16 protein-coding genes are annotated in these 17,621 nt (G+C 69.8%); 11 read left to right on the top strand and 5 right to left on the bottom strand.

Annotated elements, in window-relative coordinates; translation table 11 throughout:
* Nucleotides 1-183: 183 nt before the first annotated feature.
* Both AC069H_RS36630 and AC069H_RS36625 read left to right on the top strand, forming a co-directional pair.
* Nucleotides 184-747, top strand: coding sequence for an ArsR/SmtB family transcription factor (locus AC069H_RS36630; RefSeq protein ID WP_478235379.1), 564 nt, complete (start codon nt 184-186; stop codon nt 745-747).
* Nucleotides 744-1,988, top strand: a complete 1,245-nt coding sequence (locus tag AC069H_RS36625) for an MFS transporter (RefSeq protein ID WP_478230769.1) — start codon at nt 744-746, stop codon at nt 1,986-1,988. The genes AC069H_RS36630 and AC069H_RS36625 overlap by 4 nt, the downstream gene beginning before the upstream one ends.
* A 6-nt stretch (nt 1,989-1,994) precedes the next feature.
* Here the strand turns inward: AC069H_RS36625 and moeA are convergent, their stop codons facing one another.
* Nucleotides 1,995-3,188 (bottom strand): molybdopterin molybdotransferase MoeA, encoded by a 1,194-nt coding sequence (moeA, locus tag AC069H_RS36620; protein ID WP_478235396.1) that lies wholly within the window; start codon nt 3,186-3,188, stop codon nt 1,995-1,997.
* A 73-nt stretch (nt 3,189-3,261) separates the two neighbouring features.
* Here moeA and AC069H_RS36615 point away from each other — a divergent pair, with 73 nt between their 5' ends.
* From AC069H_RS36615 to groL, 5 genes are all read left to right on the top strand, one after another.
* Complete coding sequence (locus AC069H_RS36615) at nt 3,262-3,939, top strand: TIGR00266 family protein (protein WP_034308282.1); 678 nt, start codon at nt 3,262-3,264, stop codon at nt 3,937-3,939.
* 4 nt (nt 3,940-3,943) lie between these two features.
* Complete coding sequence (locus AC069H_RS36610; RefSeq protein WP_340686532.1) at nt 3,944-4,567, top strand: AIM24 family protein; 624 nt, start codon at nt 3,944-3,946, stop codon at nt 4,565-4,567.
* A gap of 114 nt (nt 4,568-4,681) precedes the next feature.
* Nucleotides 4,682-4,885: a cold-shock protein gene (locus AC069H_RS36605; RefSeq protein WP_076160121.1), complete on the top strand. Its 204-nt coding sequence runs from the start codon at nt 4,682-4,684 to the stop codon at nt 4,883-4,885.
* A gap of 58 nt (nt 4,886-4,943) precedes the next feature.
* Entirely contained in the window at nt 4,944-6,404 is a 1,461-nt protein-coding gene (locus AC069H_RS36600; protein WP_478235378.1) for a serine/threonine-protein kinase, read from the top strand.
* 249 nt (nt 6,405-6,653) lie between these two features.
* A complete protein-coding gene (gene groL / locus AC069H_RS36595; protein ID WP_005164277.1) occupies nt 6,654-8,282 on the top strand; it encodes a chaperonin GroEL in 1,629 nt (542 codons plus the stop codon).
* A gap of 291 nt (nt 8,283-8,573) precedes the next feature.
* Here groL and AC069H_RS36590 read toward each other — a convergent pair whose 3' ends face one another.
* Entirely contained in the window at nt 8,574-8,798 is a 225-nt protein-coding gene (locus AC069H_RS36590; RefSeq protein ID WP_007033414.1) for a PspC domain-containing protein, read from the bottom strand.
* Between the two features lie 127 nt (nt 8,799-8,925).
* On the opposite strand from AC069H_RS36590, the gene AC069H_RS36585 reads away from it, so the two are divergent.
* The 3 genes from AC069H_RS36585 (at nt 8,926) to AC069H_RS36575 (ending at nt 11,458) form a co-directional block, all read left to right on the top strand.
* Nucleotides 8,926-9,720 carry a transporter substrate-binding domain-containing protein gene (locus AC069H_RS36585; protein ID WP_478235377.1) on the top strand — a complete coding sequence of 265 codons (795 nt, stop codon included), beginning with the start codon at nt 8,926-8,928 and terminating at the stop codon, nt 9,718-9,720.
* 78 nt (nt 9,721-9,798) lie between these two features.
* Entirely contained in the window at nt 9,799-10,392 is a 594-nt protein-coding gene (locus AC069H_RS36580) for a hypothetical protein (RefSeq protein WP_478235376.1), read from the top strand.
* Nucleotides 10,393-10,549: 157 nt separating this feature from the next.
* Nucleotides 10,550-11,458, top strand: a complete 909-nt coding sequence (locus AC069H_RS36575) for a M23 family metallopeptidase (RefSeq protein WP_478235375.1) — start codon at nt 10,550-10,552, stop codon at nt 11,456-11,458.
* A gap of 59 nt (nt 11,459-11,517) precedes the next feature.
* Here the strand turns inward: AC069H_RS36575 and AC069H_RS36570 are convergent, their stop codons facing one another.
* Nucleotides 11,518-12,462: an o-succinylbenzoate synthase gene (locus tag AC069H_RS36570; protein WP_478230775.1), complete on the bottom strand. Its 945-nt coding sequence runs from the start codon at nt 12,460-12,462 to the stop codon at nt 11,518-11,520.
* A gap of 66 nt (nt 12,463-12,528) precedes the next feature.
* Here AC069H_RS36570 and AC069H_RS36565 point away from each other — a divergent pair, with 66 nt between their 5' ends.
* Nucleotides 12,529-15,342 (top strand): AfsR/SARP family transcriptional regulator, encoded by a 2,814-nt coding sequence (locus AC069H_RS36565; protein WP_478230776.1) that lies wholly within the window; start codon nt 12,529-12,531, stop codon nt 15,340-15,342.
* A 115-nt stretch (nt 15,343-15,457) separates the two neighbouring features.
* Here AC069H_RS36565 and AC069H_RS36560 read toward each other — a convergent pair whose 3' ends face one another.
* Both AC069H_RS36560 and AC069H_RS36555 read right to left on the bottom strand, forming a co-directional pair.
* Nucleotides 15,458-16,273, bottom strand: a complete 816-nt coding sequence (locus AC069H_RS36560) for a DUF72 domain-containing protein (protein ID WP_478235374.1) — start codon at nt 16,271-16,273, stop codon at nt 15,458-15,460.
* A gap of 52 nt (nt 16,274-16,325) precedes the next feature.
* Nucleotides 16,326-17,081, bottom strand: a complete 756-nt coding sequence (locus AC069H_RS36555; protein WP_478230778.1) for a DUF4253 domain-containing protein — start codon at nt 17,079-17,081, stop codon at nt 16,326-16,328.
* Between the last annotated feature and the right edge of the window lie 540 nt (nt 17,082-17,621).

The following is a 17,621-nucleotide window of genomic DNA, read 5'->3' as shown; positions in this document are numbered from 1 at the left end:
CAGTCCCATCGAGGTTACGTGGACTCCCCGAGTTGCCCCCGGGGGCGCCCCCCCCCCCTGTTGGTGGGGGGTGGCGGTTTGTTTTCCACCCCGACTCCCCCCCCACGACCACCCTGACCCAGGTCCCACTGAACCCGCAATTACTCTTGTACAAGAAGCCTTGTGCAACTACTGTTGTGCGTCATGGCCGACCATGAGGTACATGAAGTCCACGATTCGAAGGTGCTCGCCGCGATGTCGCATCCGCTGCGGCGCCGCCTGCTCGACGTCCTCCGCCTCGACGGCCCGTGCACGGCGTCCGTGCTCGCCGAGCGGACCGGGCAAGCGGTCGGGAACGTCAGCCACCACCTGAAGGTGCTGGCCGCCAGCGATCTGGTCGAGGAGGCGCCGGAACTCGCCCGCGACCGCCGTGAGCGCTGGTGGCGCCGCGTCGGCTACGCGGTTTCCTGGTCGCCCTCGGACTTCCCCGACGACCCGGTCGCGGCCGCCGCCGAATCCCTTGCCCTCGAACGCCAGGTTTCCATGGCGCGCCAATGGTTCGCCGAACGCGAGACCTACCCGGAGGAGTGGCATCGCGCCGCCTTCGCCACCGACAGCTGGGCGAAGATGTCGGTCGCCGAACTGGCCGAACTCGAACAGAAGGTCCACGAGCTGATCAAGTCCTACAGCGACCGCGAGATCCCGGACGACGGCCAGGAACGCCGTCCCGTCTTCATCGCCACCCGCGCCGTCCCGGCCCGCCCGTGACCACCCGCGAACGCGGCGGATTGCTGCGCTCCAGGGATTTCCGCCTCCTGTGGACGGGTGAGACGACCAGTGTGCTCGGTAGTTCCATCGCCGTCGTCGCGCTGCCGCTCGTCGCGGTGGTCACCCTGCAGGCGAGCACGTTCGCGGTCGGGCTGCTGACCGCGGCCGCCTGGCTGCCGTGGCTGCTGATCGGCCTGCCCGCCGGCGCCTGGGTCGACAGACGGCCGAAGCGCCCCGTCATGCTGGTGTGCAACGGCATCTCGATGCTGGTGTTCCTGAGCGTCCCGGTCGCCGCCTGGTTCGGCCTGCTCACGATGACTCAGCTGATCGTCGTCGCCTTGGCGGGCGGCGTCGCGAAGGTGTTCTTCAACGTCGCGTACCGCGCGTACTTGCCTTCGCTGGTCGAGAAGGACCAACTCCAGGAAGCCAACGAAAAGCTGCAGGGCAGCGAATCCGCCGCGCAGATCGGCGGCCCCGGGCTGGCCGGTCTGCTGGCGCAGGGGTTCGGCGCCGTCGCGGGAGTGCTCGCCGACGCCATCAGCTTCGGGATCTCCGCACTGTGCCTGCGATCCATCCGCCATCGAGAGCCCGCACGTCCGGCGAAGACGCGTTCACGGCTGCGGGACGAGATCCGCGACGGCCTCGCCTTCGTCGTCCGAGACCCGTATTTGCGTGTCCTGGCGGTCTTCGGCGCGATCTCGAACGTCGCGCTCATGGGCTACCAGTCGATCGAGGTCGTCTTCCTCGTCCGCGACCTCGGCGTGGGAGCGGGCGCCGCCGGGCTCGTGCTCGCGCTCGTCGGCGCGGGCGGCGTCATCGGCGCCGCGCTGTCGGGCAAACTCGCCGCGCGGATCGGCACCGCCCGTGCCTTCGTGCTCTGCGAGGCCTTCGGGGCGCTGATGATGCTGCTCGGTCCGCTCGCGAACGGCGGCTGGGGGCTCGCCTTCTTCGTCGCCGCGGGGTTCTCGCTCAGCGCCGGGGTCGTCGGTTCGAACGTCCTCAACGCCACTTTCAAACAGCGGTATGTCCCGGCGGCGATGTTCGGCCGGGTCACCGCGAGCATGTCCGTGCTCAGCTTCGGGGCGATCGCGCTCGGCGGCCTGCTCGGCGGTGTCCTCGGCGAGACCGCCGGCGTCCGGCAGACGCTGGGCCTGATGGCCGGGCTCGAGGTCGTCGCCGTCTTCGCCCTGCTGTTCACGCCGATCGGCCGATGCCGCGACTTCCCGACGGATCGCCGTTAGCGGGCTTCAGAGCAGCAGGACGTCCACCTCGTCGCCCTGCTCGACCGAGTCCACGTCCTCCGGCAGCACGATCAGGCAGTTCGCCTGCGTGAACGACGCCAGCAGATGCGAGCCAGGCCCGCCGCGCGGGCCGACGATCCCGGTGACCTCGCCTTCGGAATGCGTGTAGAAGCCCCGCCGGAACTGGCGCCGTCCGGCGGGGGAGGTCATCGTCTCGGTCAGCCGGGCCCGCACCTGCTGCCGGTCGACGCCCGCGTGCCCCATCGCCGCGAGCAGCGCCGGCCGCAGGAACGCTTCGAAGGAGACCAGCACGCTCACCGGATTGCCCGGCAGCGTCACCACCGGCACGCCGTTCCAGCGCCCGCAGCCCTGCGGCCCGCCCGGCTGCATCGCGACCTTCCGGAACTCCACGCCCTGCCCGGTCAGCGCGTCCTTCACCACTTCGTACGCGCCCGCGCTGACCCCGCCCGAGGTCACCAGCAGATCCGCGTCCGCCAGCCGCGGCTCGATCGCCGAACGGAACTCGTCCACGTCGTCGGCCACACTGCGCACGACCTCGGCCTCGCAGCCGAGCGCGCGGATCGCCGACGCCAGCATGATGCTGTTCGACTCGTAGATCTGCCCGTGCCGCAAGGGTTCCGGCGCGTCGACGAGTTCGGTCCCGGTGGACACGACGAGCACCTTCACCGGCCTGAACACGGGAACCTCGGCGAGCCCGACGGCCGCCGCGAGGCCCAGTTGCGCCGGGCCGAGCACGGTCCCGGCCGGAAGCGCCACCGTGCCCTCGACGACGTCTTCGCCCCGGCGCCGGATATGCGCGCCCGGGACGGCTGTCCGGAGAATCCGGACGTCCGTCACACCGCCGTCCGTGTGCTCCACCATCACGACCGTGTCGGCGCCGGGCGGCAACGGGGCGCCGGTCATGATCCGGTGCGCGGTGCCCGGCTCCAGCTTCGTGATGTCGACCCGGCCGGCGGGGATGTCCTCGGCGACCGGCAGCGTCACCGGCGCTTCCGCGACGTCTTCGGCGCGGACGGCGTAACCGTCCATCGCCGAGTTGTCGAAAGGCGGCAGCGAAACCCCCGCGCGCACGTCCTCGGCGAGGACGAGCCCCGCGGCGGCGGCGAGCGGAAGGCGGATGACAGGGGCGTTTCCGAGCAGGCCGGTGACGGTCTCACGGTGGGCGTCGACGGAGATCACCGGACCATCCTCCTCGGTCGGGGTTCGCATGCAAGACTCTGCGCGTCACAACCACCACCGGGGAGAAGAAGACATGCAGGTTCAGATCCGTCACCAGCCCTCGTTCGCGGTGGCGAGGCTCATGCTCGCCCCGGGTGAGCCGGCGCAGGTCGAGTCGGGCGCGATGATGGCGACGAGCTATGGCGTGCAGGTCCAGTCCCAGGCACAGGGCGGCATCATGAAGGGCCTCGGCCGCGCCTTCCTCTCCGGCGAGTCGTTCTTCATCTCCACCTACACCGCCCCGCAGAACGGCGGCTGGGTCGACGTCGCCGCGAACCTGCCGGGCGACATGCAGATCATCAACCTCGACGGCCGCACCGGCTGGTGCGTCACCCGCGGCTCGTGGCTCGCGTCGTCGCACGGCGTGCAGACCGAGACCAAATGGGGCGGGCTCAAGAACCTCGTCGGCGGCGAGGGCGGGTTCCTCACGCACGCGACCGGGCAGGGCCCGCTGGTCGTGGCCTGCTACGGCGCACTGGAGACGGTGACCCTGCAGCAGGGCGAGGTGATCACCATCGACACCGGGCACGTCGTCGCGTTCGCCGACACCCTGCAGTACCAGATCCGCAAGGTCGCCACCGGCGTCATCCAGTCGATGAAGAGCGGTGAAGGCCTCGTCTTCGACTTCGCCGGGCCCGGCCAGCTGCTCACCCAGACCCGCAACCCGTCGGCGCTGTCCGCCTGGGTGATCGCCCAGGTCCCCTCCCGCTGAGCGCATGCGGGTCCAGACGAGGCACACCCCGAACTTCGGGGTCGCACGAGTGCTGCTGTCCTCCGGCGAGGCCGTCCAGGCCGCCGGGGACACCATGCTGGCCAGCAGTTTCGGCATCACCGAAACCGTTCCCTCCCGCGGTGGTTCGCGGGCGGGAAAGGGCGCGCCGTCGGTGTTCAACGCGCCGGAGGGCGGCGGTTGGATCGACTTCGCGCCGCTGGCCGCAGGTGACGTCTACCCGCTGGAATTCACCGGCGGGGCGGGCTGGTGCGTGAGCCGGGACGCGATCCTCGCCCGGCCGGCGACCGTCCGGCACGATCCGGGCTGGGCGCCGCTGCAGACGCTCTTCGGGGCCGACTCCGGCTTCCTGGAGCACTACAGCGGAACCGGGCCGCTCGTTCTGGCCGCGCAGGGCCCGGTCGACGCCTTCGAACTCGCGGCGGGCGAACTGGTCACCGTCCGGCCGGACTTCCTGCTGGCCTACCCGGACACCGTGCAGTGCCGTCTCCGCGCGGTCGACCAGTCCGGCCCGCAGTCGGTCCGCACCGGCGAAGGGCTCGCACTGGACTTCGCGGGACCGGGACGCGTCCTCGTGCAAGCGCGCAATAGGCGGCTTTCCCGCGGATGACCTTCGGACGAATTGAGCATTGCCGACGCCGGTAATTCGGGTAGCGTGAACTGCACTCGAAACCGCCGGCCGGGGCAGAGAAGGCCGACGGATCCAGTGCTGAGGGAGTGCGCCGTGGCAGTCGGCACCGTCAAGTGGTTCAACTCGGAAAAGGGCTACGGATTCATCGAATCCACCGAAGGGCCCGATGTCTTCGTCCACTACTCGGCCATTCAGGCCGACGGATTCCGGACGCTCGACGAGGGTGATCGCGTGGAATTCGAAGTCCAGTCCGGGCGTGACGGGCGGAGTCAAGCGGCGGACGTACGCAAGGTCTAGCGGAGACTTCGGGCGAACCCCCGGCGGCCTCGGGAACTGGCGCGTTAGGCTGCGCTGCGTGACAGGCGATGAGTCGGGGGACCTGACCGGTCGCCGGCTGGGCAACTACCGCATCGACGGGGTGCTCGGCAAGGGCGGCATGAGCGTGACCTACAAGGCCACGGACGTGCGGCTCGGACGCAAGGTGGCACTGAAGGTCATCGGTGATCACCTCGGGGCCGACGCCGAGTTCCGCGAACGCTTCGTTGACGAGGCGCGGAACACGTCCGCGATCGACCATGCCAACGTCGTGCCCTTGTACGACTTCGGCGAGCTCGAAGGCATGCTCTACATCGCCATGCGGATGGTCGACGGCGGCGACCTCGCCGGCCTGATCTCCGGCGGCCCGATCGCGCCCGCCCGCGCGCTGACCATGCTCGACCAGGTCGCCGACGCGCTCGACACCCTGCACAACCGGGGTCTCGTGCACCTCGACGTCAAACCGGCGAACGTCCTGGTCACCAGCAAGGAGACCTCGCGCGAGCACGTCTACGTCGCCGACTTCGGCCTGACCCGCCGCGGCGCCACCGGGCACCGGACTCGCGGCGGCGACTTCCTCGGCTCGCCGACGTACGCGGCCCCCGAGCACCTGCGCGGCGAGCCGCTCGACGGCCGCACCGACCAGTACGCGCTCACCTGCGTCCTCTACGCCTGCCTGACCGGCAGCCCGCCGTTCAAGGGCGACGTGCAGACGGTCATCAAGGGGCACCTGAACGGCGAGCCCCCGGCCATCTCGCGGATCGTCGGCCTGCCCGCGGGGATCGACGAGGTCGTCCGGAAGGGAATGGCGAAGAATCCCGCCGAGCGCTACCCCAACTGTGTTGAGATGATCGCGGCCGCCAGGCGCGCGCTCGGCCCGCTCGCGACTTCGAACGAGCCTCCCGGCCCGCCCGGGGCCGCGGCGCCGGTCCAGCAGACCGCGCCGCAGCAGGCGCCACGGCAGAACACGCCGCCACAGGGAGAGGGGGGCCCCGTGCACCCGTACGGAGGACAGCAGCCCGGCTACGGCCAGCAGGGACCGGGACCGCAGGGTCCCCCGCCGCAAGGCCCGCCCCAGCAGGGCCCGCCGCCCGGTTACGGCCCCCCGCCGCAGCAAGGCGGCTTCCAGCAGGGCGGGTACCAGCAGGGACCGCCCCCGGGTTACGGCCCCCCGCCGCAGCAGCAGGGCGGGTTCCAGCAGGGTGGCTTCCAGCAGGGGCCGCCGCCCGGTTACGGCCCCCCGCCGCAGCAGCAGGGCGGTTTCCAGCAGCAGCCCAAGAAGAGCGGCGGCGCCAAGTGGATCTGGATCATCGTCGGCGCCCTAGTGGTCGCGGGCGCGATCGTCGCCGCGATCTTCGTCTTCGGTGATTCGAGCGGCGGCAACGGCCCGCAGACCACCGCGCCGAACATCCCGGTCGGCCCCGGCGGCTCGCAGTCGCAGGCTCCCGGATCGTCGCTCAAGCCGCCGCCGTCGTCGATCTCCATCAAGCCGAGCACCTGATACCACCGCGCTGACCTGCGGTTCTTGCACTCTCCCCTGGAGAGTGCTAAACACGACATTGGCACTCGACGCCGTCGAGTGCCAGGCAGGGCGGTCACCAGACCGCTCGCCTGAAGGTCGGGACGGTGAGGCCGCACCCTTGATCGGGTGGGTCGTCCGTCGCGGGCACCGAGCCTGGCCGAGGAAGAGTCCTGCCGCCGCGCTGTAGTAGGCGTGCGGCGGCGCCCAATACCGGAGGACCACACCGCAATGGCCAAACTGATCGCGTTCGACGAGGACGCCCGCCGCGGTCTTGAGCGCGGCTTGAACACCCTCGCCGAAGCCGTCAAGGTGACCCTCGGCCCGCGGGGCCGGAACGTCGTGCTCGAAAAGAAGTGGGGCGCGCCGACGATCACCAACGACGGTGTCTCCATCGCCAAGGAGATCGAGCTCGAGGACCCGTGGGAGAAGATCGGGGCCGAGCTCGTCAAGGAAGTTGCCAAGAAGACCGACGACGTCGCGGGTGACGGCACCACCACCGCCACCGTGCTCGCCCAGGCTCTCGTCCGCGAGGGTCTGCGCAACGTCGCCGCCGGGGCCGACCCCATCAGCCTGAAGCGCGGCATCGAGGCGGCCGTCGAGGCCATCACCGAGCAGCTGCACAAGGCCGCCGTCCAGATCGAGACCAAGGAGCAGATCGCCGCCACCGCGTCGATCTCCGCCGCGGACCGCACCATCGGTGAGCTCATCGCCGAGGCGCTGGACAAGGTCGGCAAGGAAGGTGTCGTCACCGTCGAGGAGAGCAACACCTTCGGGCTCGAGCTCGAGCTCACCGAGGGTATGCGCTTCGACAAGGGCTACATCTCCGGTTACTTCGTGACCGACCCGGAGCGTCAGGAAGCCGAGCTCGAGGACCCGTACGTCCTCCTCTTCGGCTCCAAGATCTCCACCGTCAAGGACGTCCTGCCGCTGCTGGAGAAGGTCATCCAGTCCGGCAAGCCGCTGCTGATCATCGCCGAGGACGTCGAGGGCGAGGCCCTGGCCACCCTCATCGTCAACAAGATGCGCGGCACCTTCAAGTCCGTCGCCGTCAAGGCCCCGGGCTTCGGTGACCGCCGCAAGGCGATCCTGCAGGACATCGCGATCCTGACCGGTGGCCAGGTCATCTCCGAGGACGTCGGCCTCAAGCTGGAGAACGCGGACCTTTCCCTGCTGGGCAAGGCGCGCAAGGCCGTCATCACCAAGGACGAGACCACCATCGTCGAGGGTGCGGGCGACGCCGACCAGATCCAGGGTCGCGTCAACCAGATCCGCGCCGAGATCGACAACTCGGACTCGGACTACGACCGCGAGAAGCTCCAGGAGCGTCTGGCGAAGCTGGCCGGCGGCGTGGCCGTCATCAAGGCCGGTGCCGCCACCGAGGTCGAGCTGAAGGAGCGCAAGCACCGCATCGAGGACGCGGTGCGCAACGCCAAGGCCGCCGTCGAAGAGGGCATCGTCGCCGGTGGTGGCGTCGCTCTCATCCAGGCCGCCGAGGCCGCCTTCGCCGGTCTGAAGCTCGAGGGCGACGAGGCCACTGGTGCCAACATCGTCAAGGTCGCCGTCGAGGCGCCGCTCAAGCAGATCGCGATCAACGCCGGCCTCGAGGGCGGCGTCGTGGCGGAGAAGGTCAAGTCCCTCCCGCAGGGTCACGGCCTCAACGCCGCCACCGGTGTCTACGAGGACCTGCTCGCCGCCGGCGTGCCGGACCCCACGAAGGTCACCCGCTCCGCGCTGCAGAACGCCGCTTCCATCGCGGCGCTGTTCCTGACCACCGAAGCCGTCGTGGCGGACAAGCCGGAGAAGGCCTCGGCCGCTCCCGCCGACCCGTCCGGTGGCATGGGCGGCATGGACTTCTGAGTTCGAGCCTGTAGCACCACCGGAAAGCCCGGACGCGCCTCGCGCGTCCGGGCTTTTCCGTGTCCGGAGCCGGGACTCGCGTGATTGGACCCGGAACTCGCGTGCTTGGGGGCGGAACTCTCCATCCGGGCGTCATCCGGCTCCAAGCACGCGTGTTCCGCCTCTGGACACGCGTGTTCCGGCTTCAATCACGCGAGTTACGGTGAAAGGCCCGGGCATCCCCATGCCCGGGCCTCCCCTTGTCCCCCTGCCCCTCGGACGCCGTGCCCCCTGCGCGCGGCGTCCGCCCCGTCAGGATTCGCCCGGCTGTTCCGGAGTCAGGAGCCATGCGGCGGCGTAGAGCGGGATCGCGAATCCGGCGGTGAAGAAGACGCCTGCCACGAGGGCGATGCGCAGGATCGCGGCGTCGACGCCGAGGTAGGCGGCCCAGCCGCCGGCGACGCCCGCGAGCATCTTGTCGGTGCGGCTGCGGTAGAGCTTCTTGGTGGCCTGGGGGGTGTACACGCTGTTGGTCATGGGTCAATGTTCGCTCCGGAACGGCCCCCGGCACATCGGGGAACGGCCCCGAGCCGACCCTGGAATCCGACCCTGAGGGGCCGGAAACCGGGTGCGCCTCGGAGTCCAGGGTGTGGAAAATGCCTTGATGACGATCAAGGCGAAAGTACTCACGTTCGGGGTCGCGGTGCTGACCGTGCTGGGAATCGGCACGGCCAGTGCCGCGCCCGAAGGTCATGGCGCGCGGAGCAGGCTCGACGTCGTCCAGGCTCGCGGCGAGATCCGCGTGTGTTCGACGGGCGACTATCGCCCGTTCACCTATCGCGACGCGGCGGGCGCGTGGAGCGGGATCGACATCGGCCTCGCGGGTGACCTCGCGAAGCGGCTCGGTGTCCGGCTCCAACTGGTCCAGACCACATGGAAGGCGATCGCCGACGACGTCGGGCGGAAATGCGATCTGGCGATGGGCGGGGTGTCGGTGACCTTGGACCGCGCGAAGAAGGGTTTCTACAGCGTTCCCTATCTCCGTGACGGCAAGACCCCGATCACCTTGTGCGAGAATGAAAAGCGGTTCCAGACCCTGGAGCAGATCGACCAGCCGGGCGTCCGGGCGATCGTGAATCCGGGCGGTACCAACGAACAGTTCGCGGACGCCAACCTCAAGCGCGCGACCATCGTGCGGCATCCGGACAACAACACGATCTTCGCCGAGATCCTGGCGGGCCGGGCGGATCTGATGATCACCGACGCGACCGAAACCCGTTGGCAGGCAAAGCGGAATCCGCGCCTGTGCGCGGTGCATCCCGACGAGCCGTTCACTTTCTCGGAGAAGGCGTACCTGATGCCGCGCGACGTCGTGTTCAAGGAATGGACCGACCAGTGGCTGCGTCTCGCGCTGAACGACGGCACCTACGCGCGGATCGCGAAACCCTGGCTCGGCTGAAATCGGTTTGAACCACTTCCGTTACCCGGCCGTATCCCTGGTTGTGGGTGAGGAGGAACCAGACCGGAGGAAGCACCGATGATGAACAGTGCCGGGAAACACCGCAAGCGTGCGACGATCGGCATCGCGTCCGTTCTCGGCGTGGCCGCCATCGCCGCGGCGATGTTCGCGATCAGCACTCCGGACGGGCAGGCCGCGGAAAGCTGCCAGGGACTGGACAGCGCCCTCCGGAACAACCTGAACTTCATCGCCGGCCAGCAGGCGGATCCGGACGCGCAGTCCGAGGCGCGGATCGCGAACCGGCAGGCCGTCGTCGACCTCATCCAGCAGCGCCGCGAAGCCGCGGGATGCACCGAGGACGTCCAGGCCGACGGCGCGAAGCAGGAACAGGTCGTCGATCAGGAAGCAGAGGTGGCCGGGGAAGGCGAAGTCGTCTGCCAGGGCTCCACGGTGACGCTGTCCGGCGAGGGCGGCGCGCCCGCGGCGTCCAGCAGCCAGTTCCCGGCGGGCACCAAGCTGAAGGTGACGAACCTGGACAACGACAAGTCCACGACCGTCGAGGTCACCGGCGTTTCCGGTAGTTGCGCGCTGCTGAACAACGCGGCCTTCGAGCAGGTCCGCGAACCCGGGAAGTTCCTGATCCGCCGGGCCACCATCGAGCGGGTCGGCTGAGACACCCGCACCGGGGCGGGGAAGACGCGGACGGTCCCGGTGCGGAGGCGGCACGAGTCCTCCTGGTCCCCTCGGCCAGGAGGGCTCGTGGTCGTTTGTATCTCGCTTGTACGCCCTTTCGGGACGCTTCTCGCGAAACGCCGAGAAAGGACATCCGATGAGATTCAGACGAGTGGTCACGGCGGCCGCCACCGCCTTGCTGGGCATGGCCGGGCTGGCGATCACCGCGACGTCGGCCGAGGCCGCCGTCGGGCCGCGGCCCAACTTCCAGCTCCCGTTCCCCTGCAACCAGGTGTGGAACGGCGACAACGACAACAGCAGCGCGCACCGGGCCTACGAGATCGACTTCAACCGCGGCAGCTCCGCGGGGGCGGACCTCGGCGACACCGTGGTCGCGGCGGCGGCGGGCAAGGTCGTCATCTCGGCGCACCAGGGTTCGGACAACGGGTTCGGCAACCTGGTGAAGATCGACCACGGTGAGGGGTGGTCGACCTACTACGCGCACCTGAAGGTCCGCTCGGTCGCGCTCAACGCGCAGGTCGCGCAGGGGCAGAAGATCGGCGAGGTCGGCAACACCTCCAAGCCGGGCAACAACATCAGCCCGCACCTGCACTACGAGGTCCGTACCAACGACTCGTCGTGGCCGAGCAACATCAAGCCCGCGTACTTCAACGGCGTGAAGTTCGGCTACCCCAACGCCAACGTGACCTCGAAGAACACCTGCAGCGGTGGCGGGAATCCCAACCCGTACGACGCCGTCGAGGTGTGCGGCGACGGCTACAAGGTGATCAACTCGCGGGCGCTCGGCAGCGCCGCGACCGCATACCTGCTGTACAACGCCACGAACAAGAACAACTGCGTCACCACCATCAAGTCCACCTCGGTCGGCACGGGCAGCGCGGTTTCGGCCTTCCTCGAAGTCCAGGGTTCGGCGAGGAAGACCGACTCCGGCAGCTTCGAGTACTACGCGGGCCCCGTGAGTGCGGCCGCCGGCGCGAAGTGCGTCCGGTGGGGCGGCTCGGCGGGTTCCACCAGCTACGAATCGCCTTTCGAGCACTGCGGCTGATCTTCTCCCGAACGCCATGAAAGGTCCCTTCCTTGCAAATTTCGCTAGGAAGGGACCTTTCATGGCATCGGGAGGTGGGTGCGGACGCGGGTGAGGCGGGCTTCCCAGGCCGCCCGGACATCCGGGGCGGCGGCGTGGGCAGCGAACAGGTCGGGAACGGGAGCCTGAAGCGGCACCGGCAGCCGACCGTCCACAGGGGACAGTGAGTCGCCGCAGACATCTCCCGTCAGCAAGGACATCGTGCCCAGTCCGCAGGCGAAGTCCAAAGTGGGCAGTGCGCCCGCGAGCGCCAGCCCGGCGGCGAGACCGACGCTCGTCTCGACGGCGGACGACACCACGCAGGGCAGCCCGCACGCTTCGGCGACCTCCAGCGCGCGCCGGACCCCGCCCAGCGGCGCGACCTTCAGCACGGCGAGGTCGGCCGCTCCCGCCACGGCCACCTTGAGCGGGTCCTCGGCCCGGCGGATGGATTCGTCCGCGGCGATCCGCACGCCGACCCGGCGCCGGACGTCCGCGAGCTCCTCGATCGACGGGCACGGCTGCTCGACGTATTCGAGTCCGCCCGCCGCGCGGTCGAGTTCACCGATGGCCTTGACCGCGGTGTCCACGTCCCAGGCCATGTTCGCGTCGACGCGGAGCGCTCCCCGCGGGCCCAGCGCGGACCGCACCGCCTCCACCCGGGCGCAGTCCTCGGCGAGGCTCACCCGCGGGTCGGCGACCTTCACCTTCGCCGTGCGGCAGCCCGACGCGGACACGAGTTCGTACGCCTTGTCCGGGGACACCACCGGGACGGTCGCGTTCACCTCGACGCTCTCCCGCACCGGCGACGGCCAGCCTCGGTCGCTCGCCTCCAGCGCGGACGCCAGCCACGGCGCGCTCTCGACGTCGGAGTAGTCGGAGAACGGGCAGAATTCGCCCCAGCCGGCTTCGCCGCGGATCAGCAGTCCTTCACGGACGGTGATGCCGCGGAACCGCGTGCGCAGGGGGATCGCGTAGACGTCCATCGGCACCGATCATGCCACCGCGGGAATCACGTGCCGTTTGTCCCGGTTCCGGACAGAATGAGCGACGTGGCACTCGACTTTCGCGTGCTGGGGCCCACGGAGGTCACGGCGGACGGGCTGCCGGTGCCCTTGGGCGGCAGCAGGCCGCTCATCGTGCTGGCAGGCCTGTTGCTGCGCGCGAACACGGTGGTGCCGGTCGAGGAACTGGGCCGCTGGCTGTGGCCGGACGACCGGCGGCGGTCCAAAGGAGCACTGCAGACCTACATCCTGCGGGTCCGGCGCGCGCTCGGCGACGACGTCACCATCCGCACCGAACGCGGCGGCTACCTGCTCGAACTCGACGAGAAGCTGCTCGACCTCGCCCGGTTCCGGTCACTCGCCGCGGCCGGAACCGAGGCCGCGCGGAACGGTGACCTGCGCGGCGCCGCGGATCGTTTCGCCGCCGCGCTGGCCGAATGGCGTGGCCCGGCGTTGCAGAACGTCCACTCCGAAGCGCTGCTTCGGGACGAAGCCGACCAGTTGGGCGAAGAGCGGTTGCGCGTGCGCGAGCAGTGGGCCGACGCGCTCATCGCCATCGGCGATCACGTCACCGTCGTTCCCGAGCTGACCAGGTTGTGCCGCGAGAACCCGCTGCGCGAGCGGCTGCACGAACAGCTGATGATCGCGCTCTACCGCTCCGGCAGACAGGCCGAGGCGCTGAACGTCTACCGCCGGATCGGCGCGGTACTGGCCGAAGAACTCGGCCTCGACCCGGGCGCGTCGCTGCAGCGGGCGCACCAGGCCATCCTGACCGGCGAAGAGTCCGTCGAGACCACATTGGACTCCGAACTGACGCGGTACCGGCTCGGCGCCGAGCCGTTGATCCCGCGGCAGCTCCCCGCCGATCTCCGGGTGTTCTCCGGCCGCCAACGTGACCTCAAGGCGCTGCACGGCCTCGTCCCGGAGGCGCTGGACACCGAACGCTCGACGTCCATCGCGTCGATCGAGGGGATGGGCGGCATCGGCAAGACGACGCTCGCCGTCCATTTCGCGCACGAGGTCGGAGACCGCTTCCCCGGTGGGCAGGTGTACCTCAACCTGCGCGGCTACGGCCCCGGTGAGCCGGTCGAAGCCGCCGCCGCGCTCGAAACCATGCTCGTCTCCGTCGGTGTCCCCGCCGACCGGATCCCCTCCGACGTGGACGGGCGCGCGGCCACCTGGCGTACCTACAGCGCCGGCCGCCGGATGCTGATCCTGCTCGACAACGCGGGGAGCACCGAGCAGATCCGGCCGTTGCTGCCCGGCCCCGGCTGCCTGGTGCTGGTGACCAGCCGATGGCAGTTGCAGGCGCTCGTGGCGACCCACGGCGCGCGGCGCGTCGCGCTGGAGGAACTGCCGGACGAGGACGCGATCGCCCTCCTCGCGTCGACGATCGGGCTGGACCGGGTCGCCGAAGACCCCGAGGCCACCGAACGGTTCGTCCGGTACTGCGGCGGGCTGCCGCTGGCCATCCGGATCCTCGCGGTGCGGGCGGCGCAGTTCCCGGACCTCGGGTTGCGGGAGTTCGTCCGGCTGCTGGAAGCCGAACAGGACCGGCTGGGCTCGTTCGACCTCGCCGACGGCGACGAGACGAACATCCGGGCCGTCTTCTCGTACTCGTACCGCGCGCTCGACGAACGGGCCGCGCGGCTGCTGCGGCTGCTCGGCCTGCCCACCGGCGGCGACTTCAGCGTGCCCGCGGCCGCGGCGGTGGCCGGGGTCGACATCGTCGAAGCGCACGAGGATCTGGCGAAACTCGCGTCCGCGCACCTGATCGCGCGGTCCAGGCCCGGCCGGTACCAGTTCCACGACCTGATCCGCGCGTACGCGGCCGAGCTCTCGGCGAAGATCGACGGGCCCGAAGCGCGGACGGCGGTGCTGGACAGGCTGGTCCACGCATCCCTCGCTTCGGCGTTGAACGCTTCGAGGCTCCTGCGTCCGGAACGGCATTACCGGCTCGTCGAACCGGAGCGGTTCGACGGCGCCGGGCTGAGGTTCGGGCACTACGAGCAGGCGCTCGACTGGTTCGACGAGGAGGCGGGGAACCTCATCGCCGCGGTGAACGTCGCGTACCGGGAGCGGCGATACCGGGAGTGCTGGCAGCTGGCGTGGTTGCTGCAGTCGTACTTCATCGTGCGGGCGCGGCTGGAGGACTGGCGTTCGGTGTTCGGCGTGGCGCTCCGCGCCGCCCGCGACCTGGGGGACCGCTCCGGCGAGGCCGCCATCCTCAGCGGGCTCGGCGTGGCCTGCGGGGTCGCCCGCCAATACGACGACAGCATCGCCTACCTGAAGCAGGTCGTCGAACTGCAACGGCAGGTCGGGGACCGGCAAGGGGAGGCGCGGGCCCTCTACAACCTCACGCTGGCCAGCCAAGACCCGGAGACCGGGTGGGAATACGGGACGCGCGCGTTGCGGCTCATCCGGGAGAGCAACGTCGGTGCCGGCATGGAGGCCAGCGCGCTGCAGGCGCTCGGCGACATCTGTACCCAGGCCGGCCGCTTCGAACAGGCACTCGACTTCGCCGATCAGGCCTTGGCGCTGGAGGCGCACGCGCTCCCCGACGAAGCCCGCTTCACCCTGCACACCAAGGGGACCGCCCTGGTCGGGCTCGGCCGCGGCGACGAGGGCATCGCCTGCATGCGGCGCGCCGTCGAGATGTTCTTCGCCCACGGCGAGCTCTACGAGGCGGCCGACGTGCTGGCCCAGCTCGGCGGAATCCATCTGCGGCTCGGTGATCCCTCGTCGGCGCGGGAGTGCTGGCTGCGTTCGGTCCGGGTGCTGACCGAGCTCGCGCATCCCGACGCCGAGGACGTCCGGACGAAGCTGGCCTCGCTCGTGGGCGAAACGGCCAAGGCGGAGTGAGGCACGGGCGTCCGGCGTGCCGACCCCCAGCCGCAGCACGCGAGTACGCCCGTGCCCGCACACGTCACCTAACAGGACACCGCTCACTGCGCGCTGACTGTGCAGCGTGCGCGGGTCAAGCCAGCAGTTTCGCGAGGGTGATCGCGTTCTTCGGCGCCTCGACCTTGACGTCGTTGTCGAAGTAGACGTACGTGTCGCGGTCCCAGCCCCTGATCTTCCGGGCCCACTTCTCCAAGGCCTTGTCGCTGTACCCGCTGACGTACAGTTCCTCGTCGCCGTGCAGGCGGACGTACGCGAACTCGTCGCTCGTCATCTCGTCGACGAACGGGAACTTGCCCGCGGTGTCGGCGACCACGAGTGCGATGCCGTGTTTCCGGAACAGTGCGAGGCTTTCGGGCTCGGCGAAGCTCGGATGCCGTACTTCGACGGCGTGCCGGAGCTTCCGGCGAGGCTTCGGATCGGTGTGCGGCTCGGCCTTCAGCTTGTCGTCGTGCTCGCTCGCGAGTTCGGCGGCGGCGTGGCTGGTGCGCGGCAACAGCTTGAAGAACGCCTCGACGCGCTCGGCGTCGAACGCCAGCCGCGGCGGCAGCTGCCAGAGGATCGGTCCCAGCTTCCGGCCGAGCGCCAGCACGCCGGACGCGAAGAAGTTCGCCAGCGGCGTCTCGACGTCACGCAGTTGCTTCATATGCGTGATGAAGCGGCCACCTTTGACGGCGAAGACGAAGTCGTCCGGTGTCTCCTCGGCCCACGCCCGATACCGCTCGGGACGCTGCAGTGAGTAGAACGAGCCGTTGATCTCGGCCGAGTTCATCCGGGACGACAGGTATTCCAGCTCGCGCCGCTGCACCAGGCCACGGGGGTAGAAGTCCCCGCGCCACGGTGGGTAGCGCCAGCCCGAAGTGCCGATCCTCAGCTCCGTGACGTCGATCACCGCCTTCCCGTGCCGCCCAGATTCCCCCTCTCCGGCCGATGCAAACGCCCGCTCACGCCCACGAGAACCGCCAGCGGCGGGTCTGGACCAGGCTGGAGGCGAACTCGCGCAGATTGCCCGGCTGACCGGCGAACGAGGGCAGGCAGAACGCCCGGTGCTCGGCGGCGACGGTGAGCGCGCGGCCCTGGGTGCGCGGCGGCGCGGCCACCGACAGCTCCAGCGAATCGAAGCCCAGGACCGTGAGCGTCGCGCCGAAACGGTCTTCCCAGCTGCGCAGGACCGCGGACAGCTCGTGGACCTGATCGGTCGCCTTGATCATGCCCGTCCAGCCGAGGATCGCCGGGATGTCGGCGGGCCGCTCCGTCTGCACCAGCGCCAGCCGGTGCGGCCCGCGCGCGGCCAGGATCGACCCGGTGTTGCCCGCCTCGGCCAGCGGATCCGCCCGGCGCGCCGGACGACGGGCGAGCCCGGGGAACTTCGCGCCGAACGGACGCAGGCAGGCGCCGTCGCAGCACGACGTGTCCCACCAGCGGGCCAGCACCTCGGCCGGGTCCACCGAGGAGATCCGGTGATCGGCGGGGGCGAGCCTGCCGCGGTCGTCGATCCAGTCCTCGCCGTTGGCGGCGAAGCGCTGGTCGTGCGGGATCAGCACCGGCCACAGACCGGAGCGGTCGAACTCGGCGACGCAGCCGGTGTAGCGCTCCGGCCTGGCCAACGGCAGATCCGAAACCCAGATCCGGCCGTGCCACCGGCCGGGTGGCAGGGTCTGGACGGGCGGCGTACCCGGACGGAACGGTGCGATCGTCATCGGCTTCCCCTCGAACTGGTGTTCGGTCAACTCTACCCGAACACTAGTTCGAAGCACCGACAGTTTTCGATACCCCGTTTGCGGTATCTCGCGACGAGTGCCTCAGGCGCCCCTGATGTCACAGTGGCCACAGGGTTTGTCCACAGTGGACTTTCCGGGATGGCGAAGGTGCTGTTGCGAAAGCCACTTTCGCAACGCGTTCCTCGCAGGAGTCCGGTTCCGTGAAGGGCACCTTGAGCCCCAGCGGCACCAGCAGCGGCGCGGGAAGGGGGCCTTCACGCGGGCACCCGTGTGTGGCGGTCGACCGCGGAGGCCGGGCCGTGAAGGCCTCCTTACCTACCCTGAAGGTAGTGAAGGAGGCTTCGCTACCTCCAGAGGAACCACGGCTTACAAGAGAGAAGCCCGGCGGTGGCGTGGTGGGCCCGGGTGGTCGTGAGTGGCGATTCGGGTTGTCGTTTCGGCCCCCCCCCCCCACCCCCCCCAACAAAAAAAGAGAAATTTCTCCCCAAGGGATAAACCAGCGTCTTTGTTCCCCCCCCC

It is taken from the genome of Amycolatopsis sp. NPDC043887, from assembly GCF_056435665.1.
The sequence above is the reverse complement of the archived record's forward strand: the minus strand, read 5'-3'. Positions and strand labels throughout refer to the sequence as shown.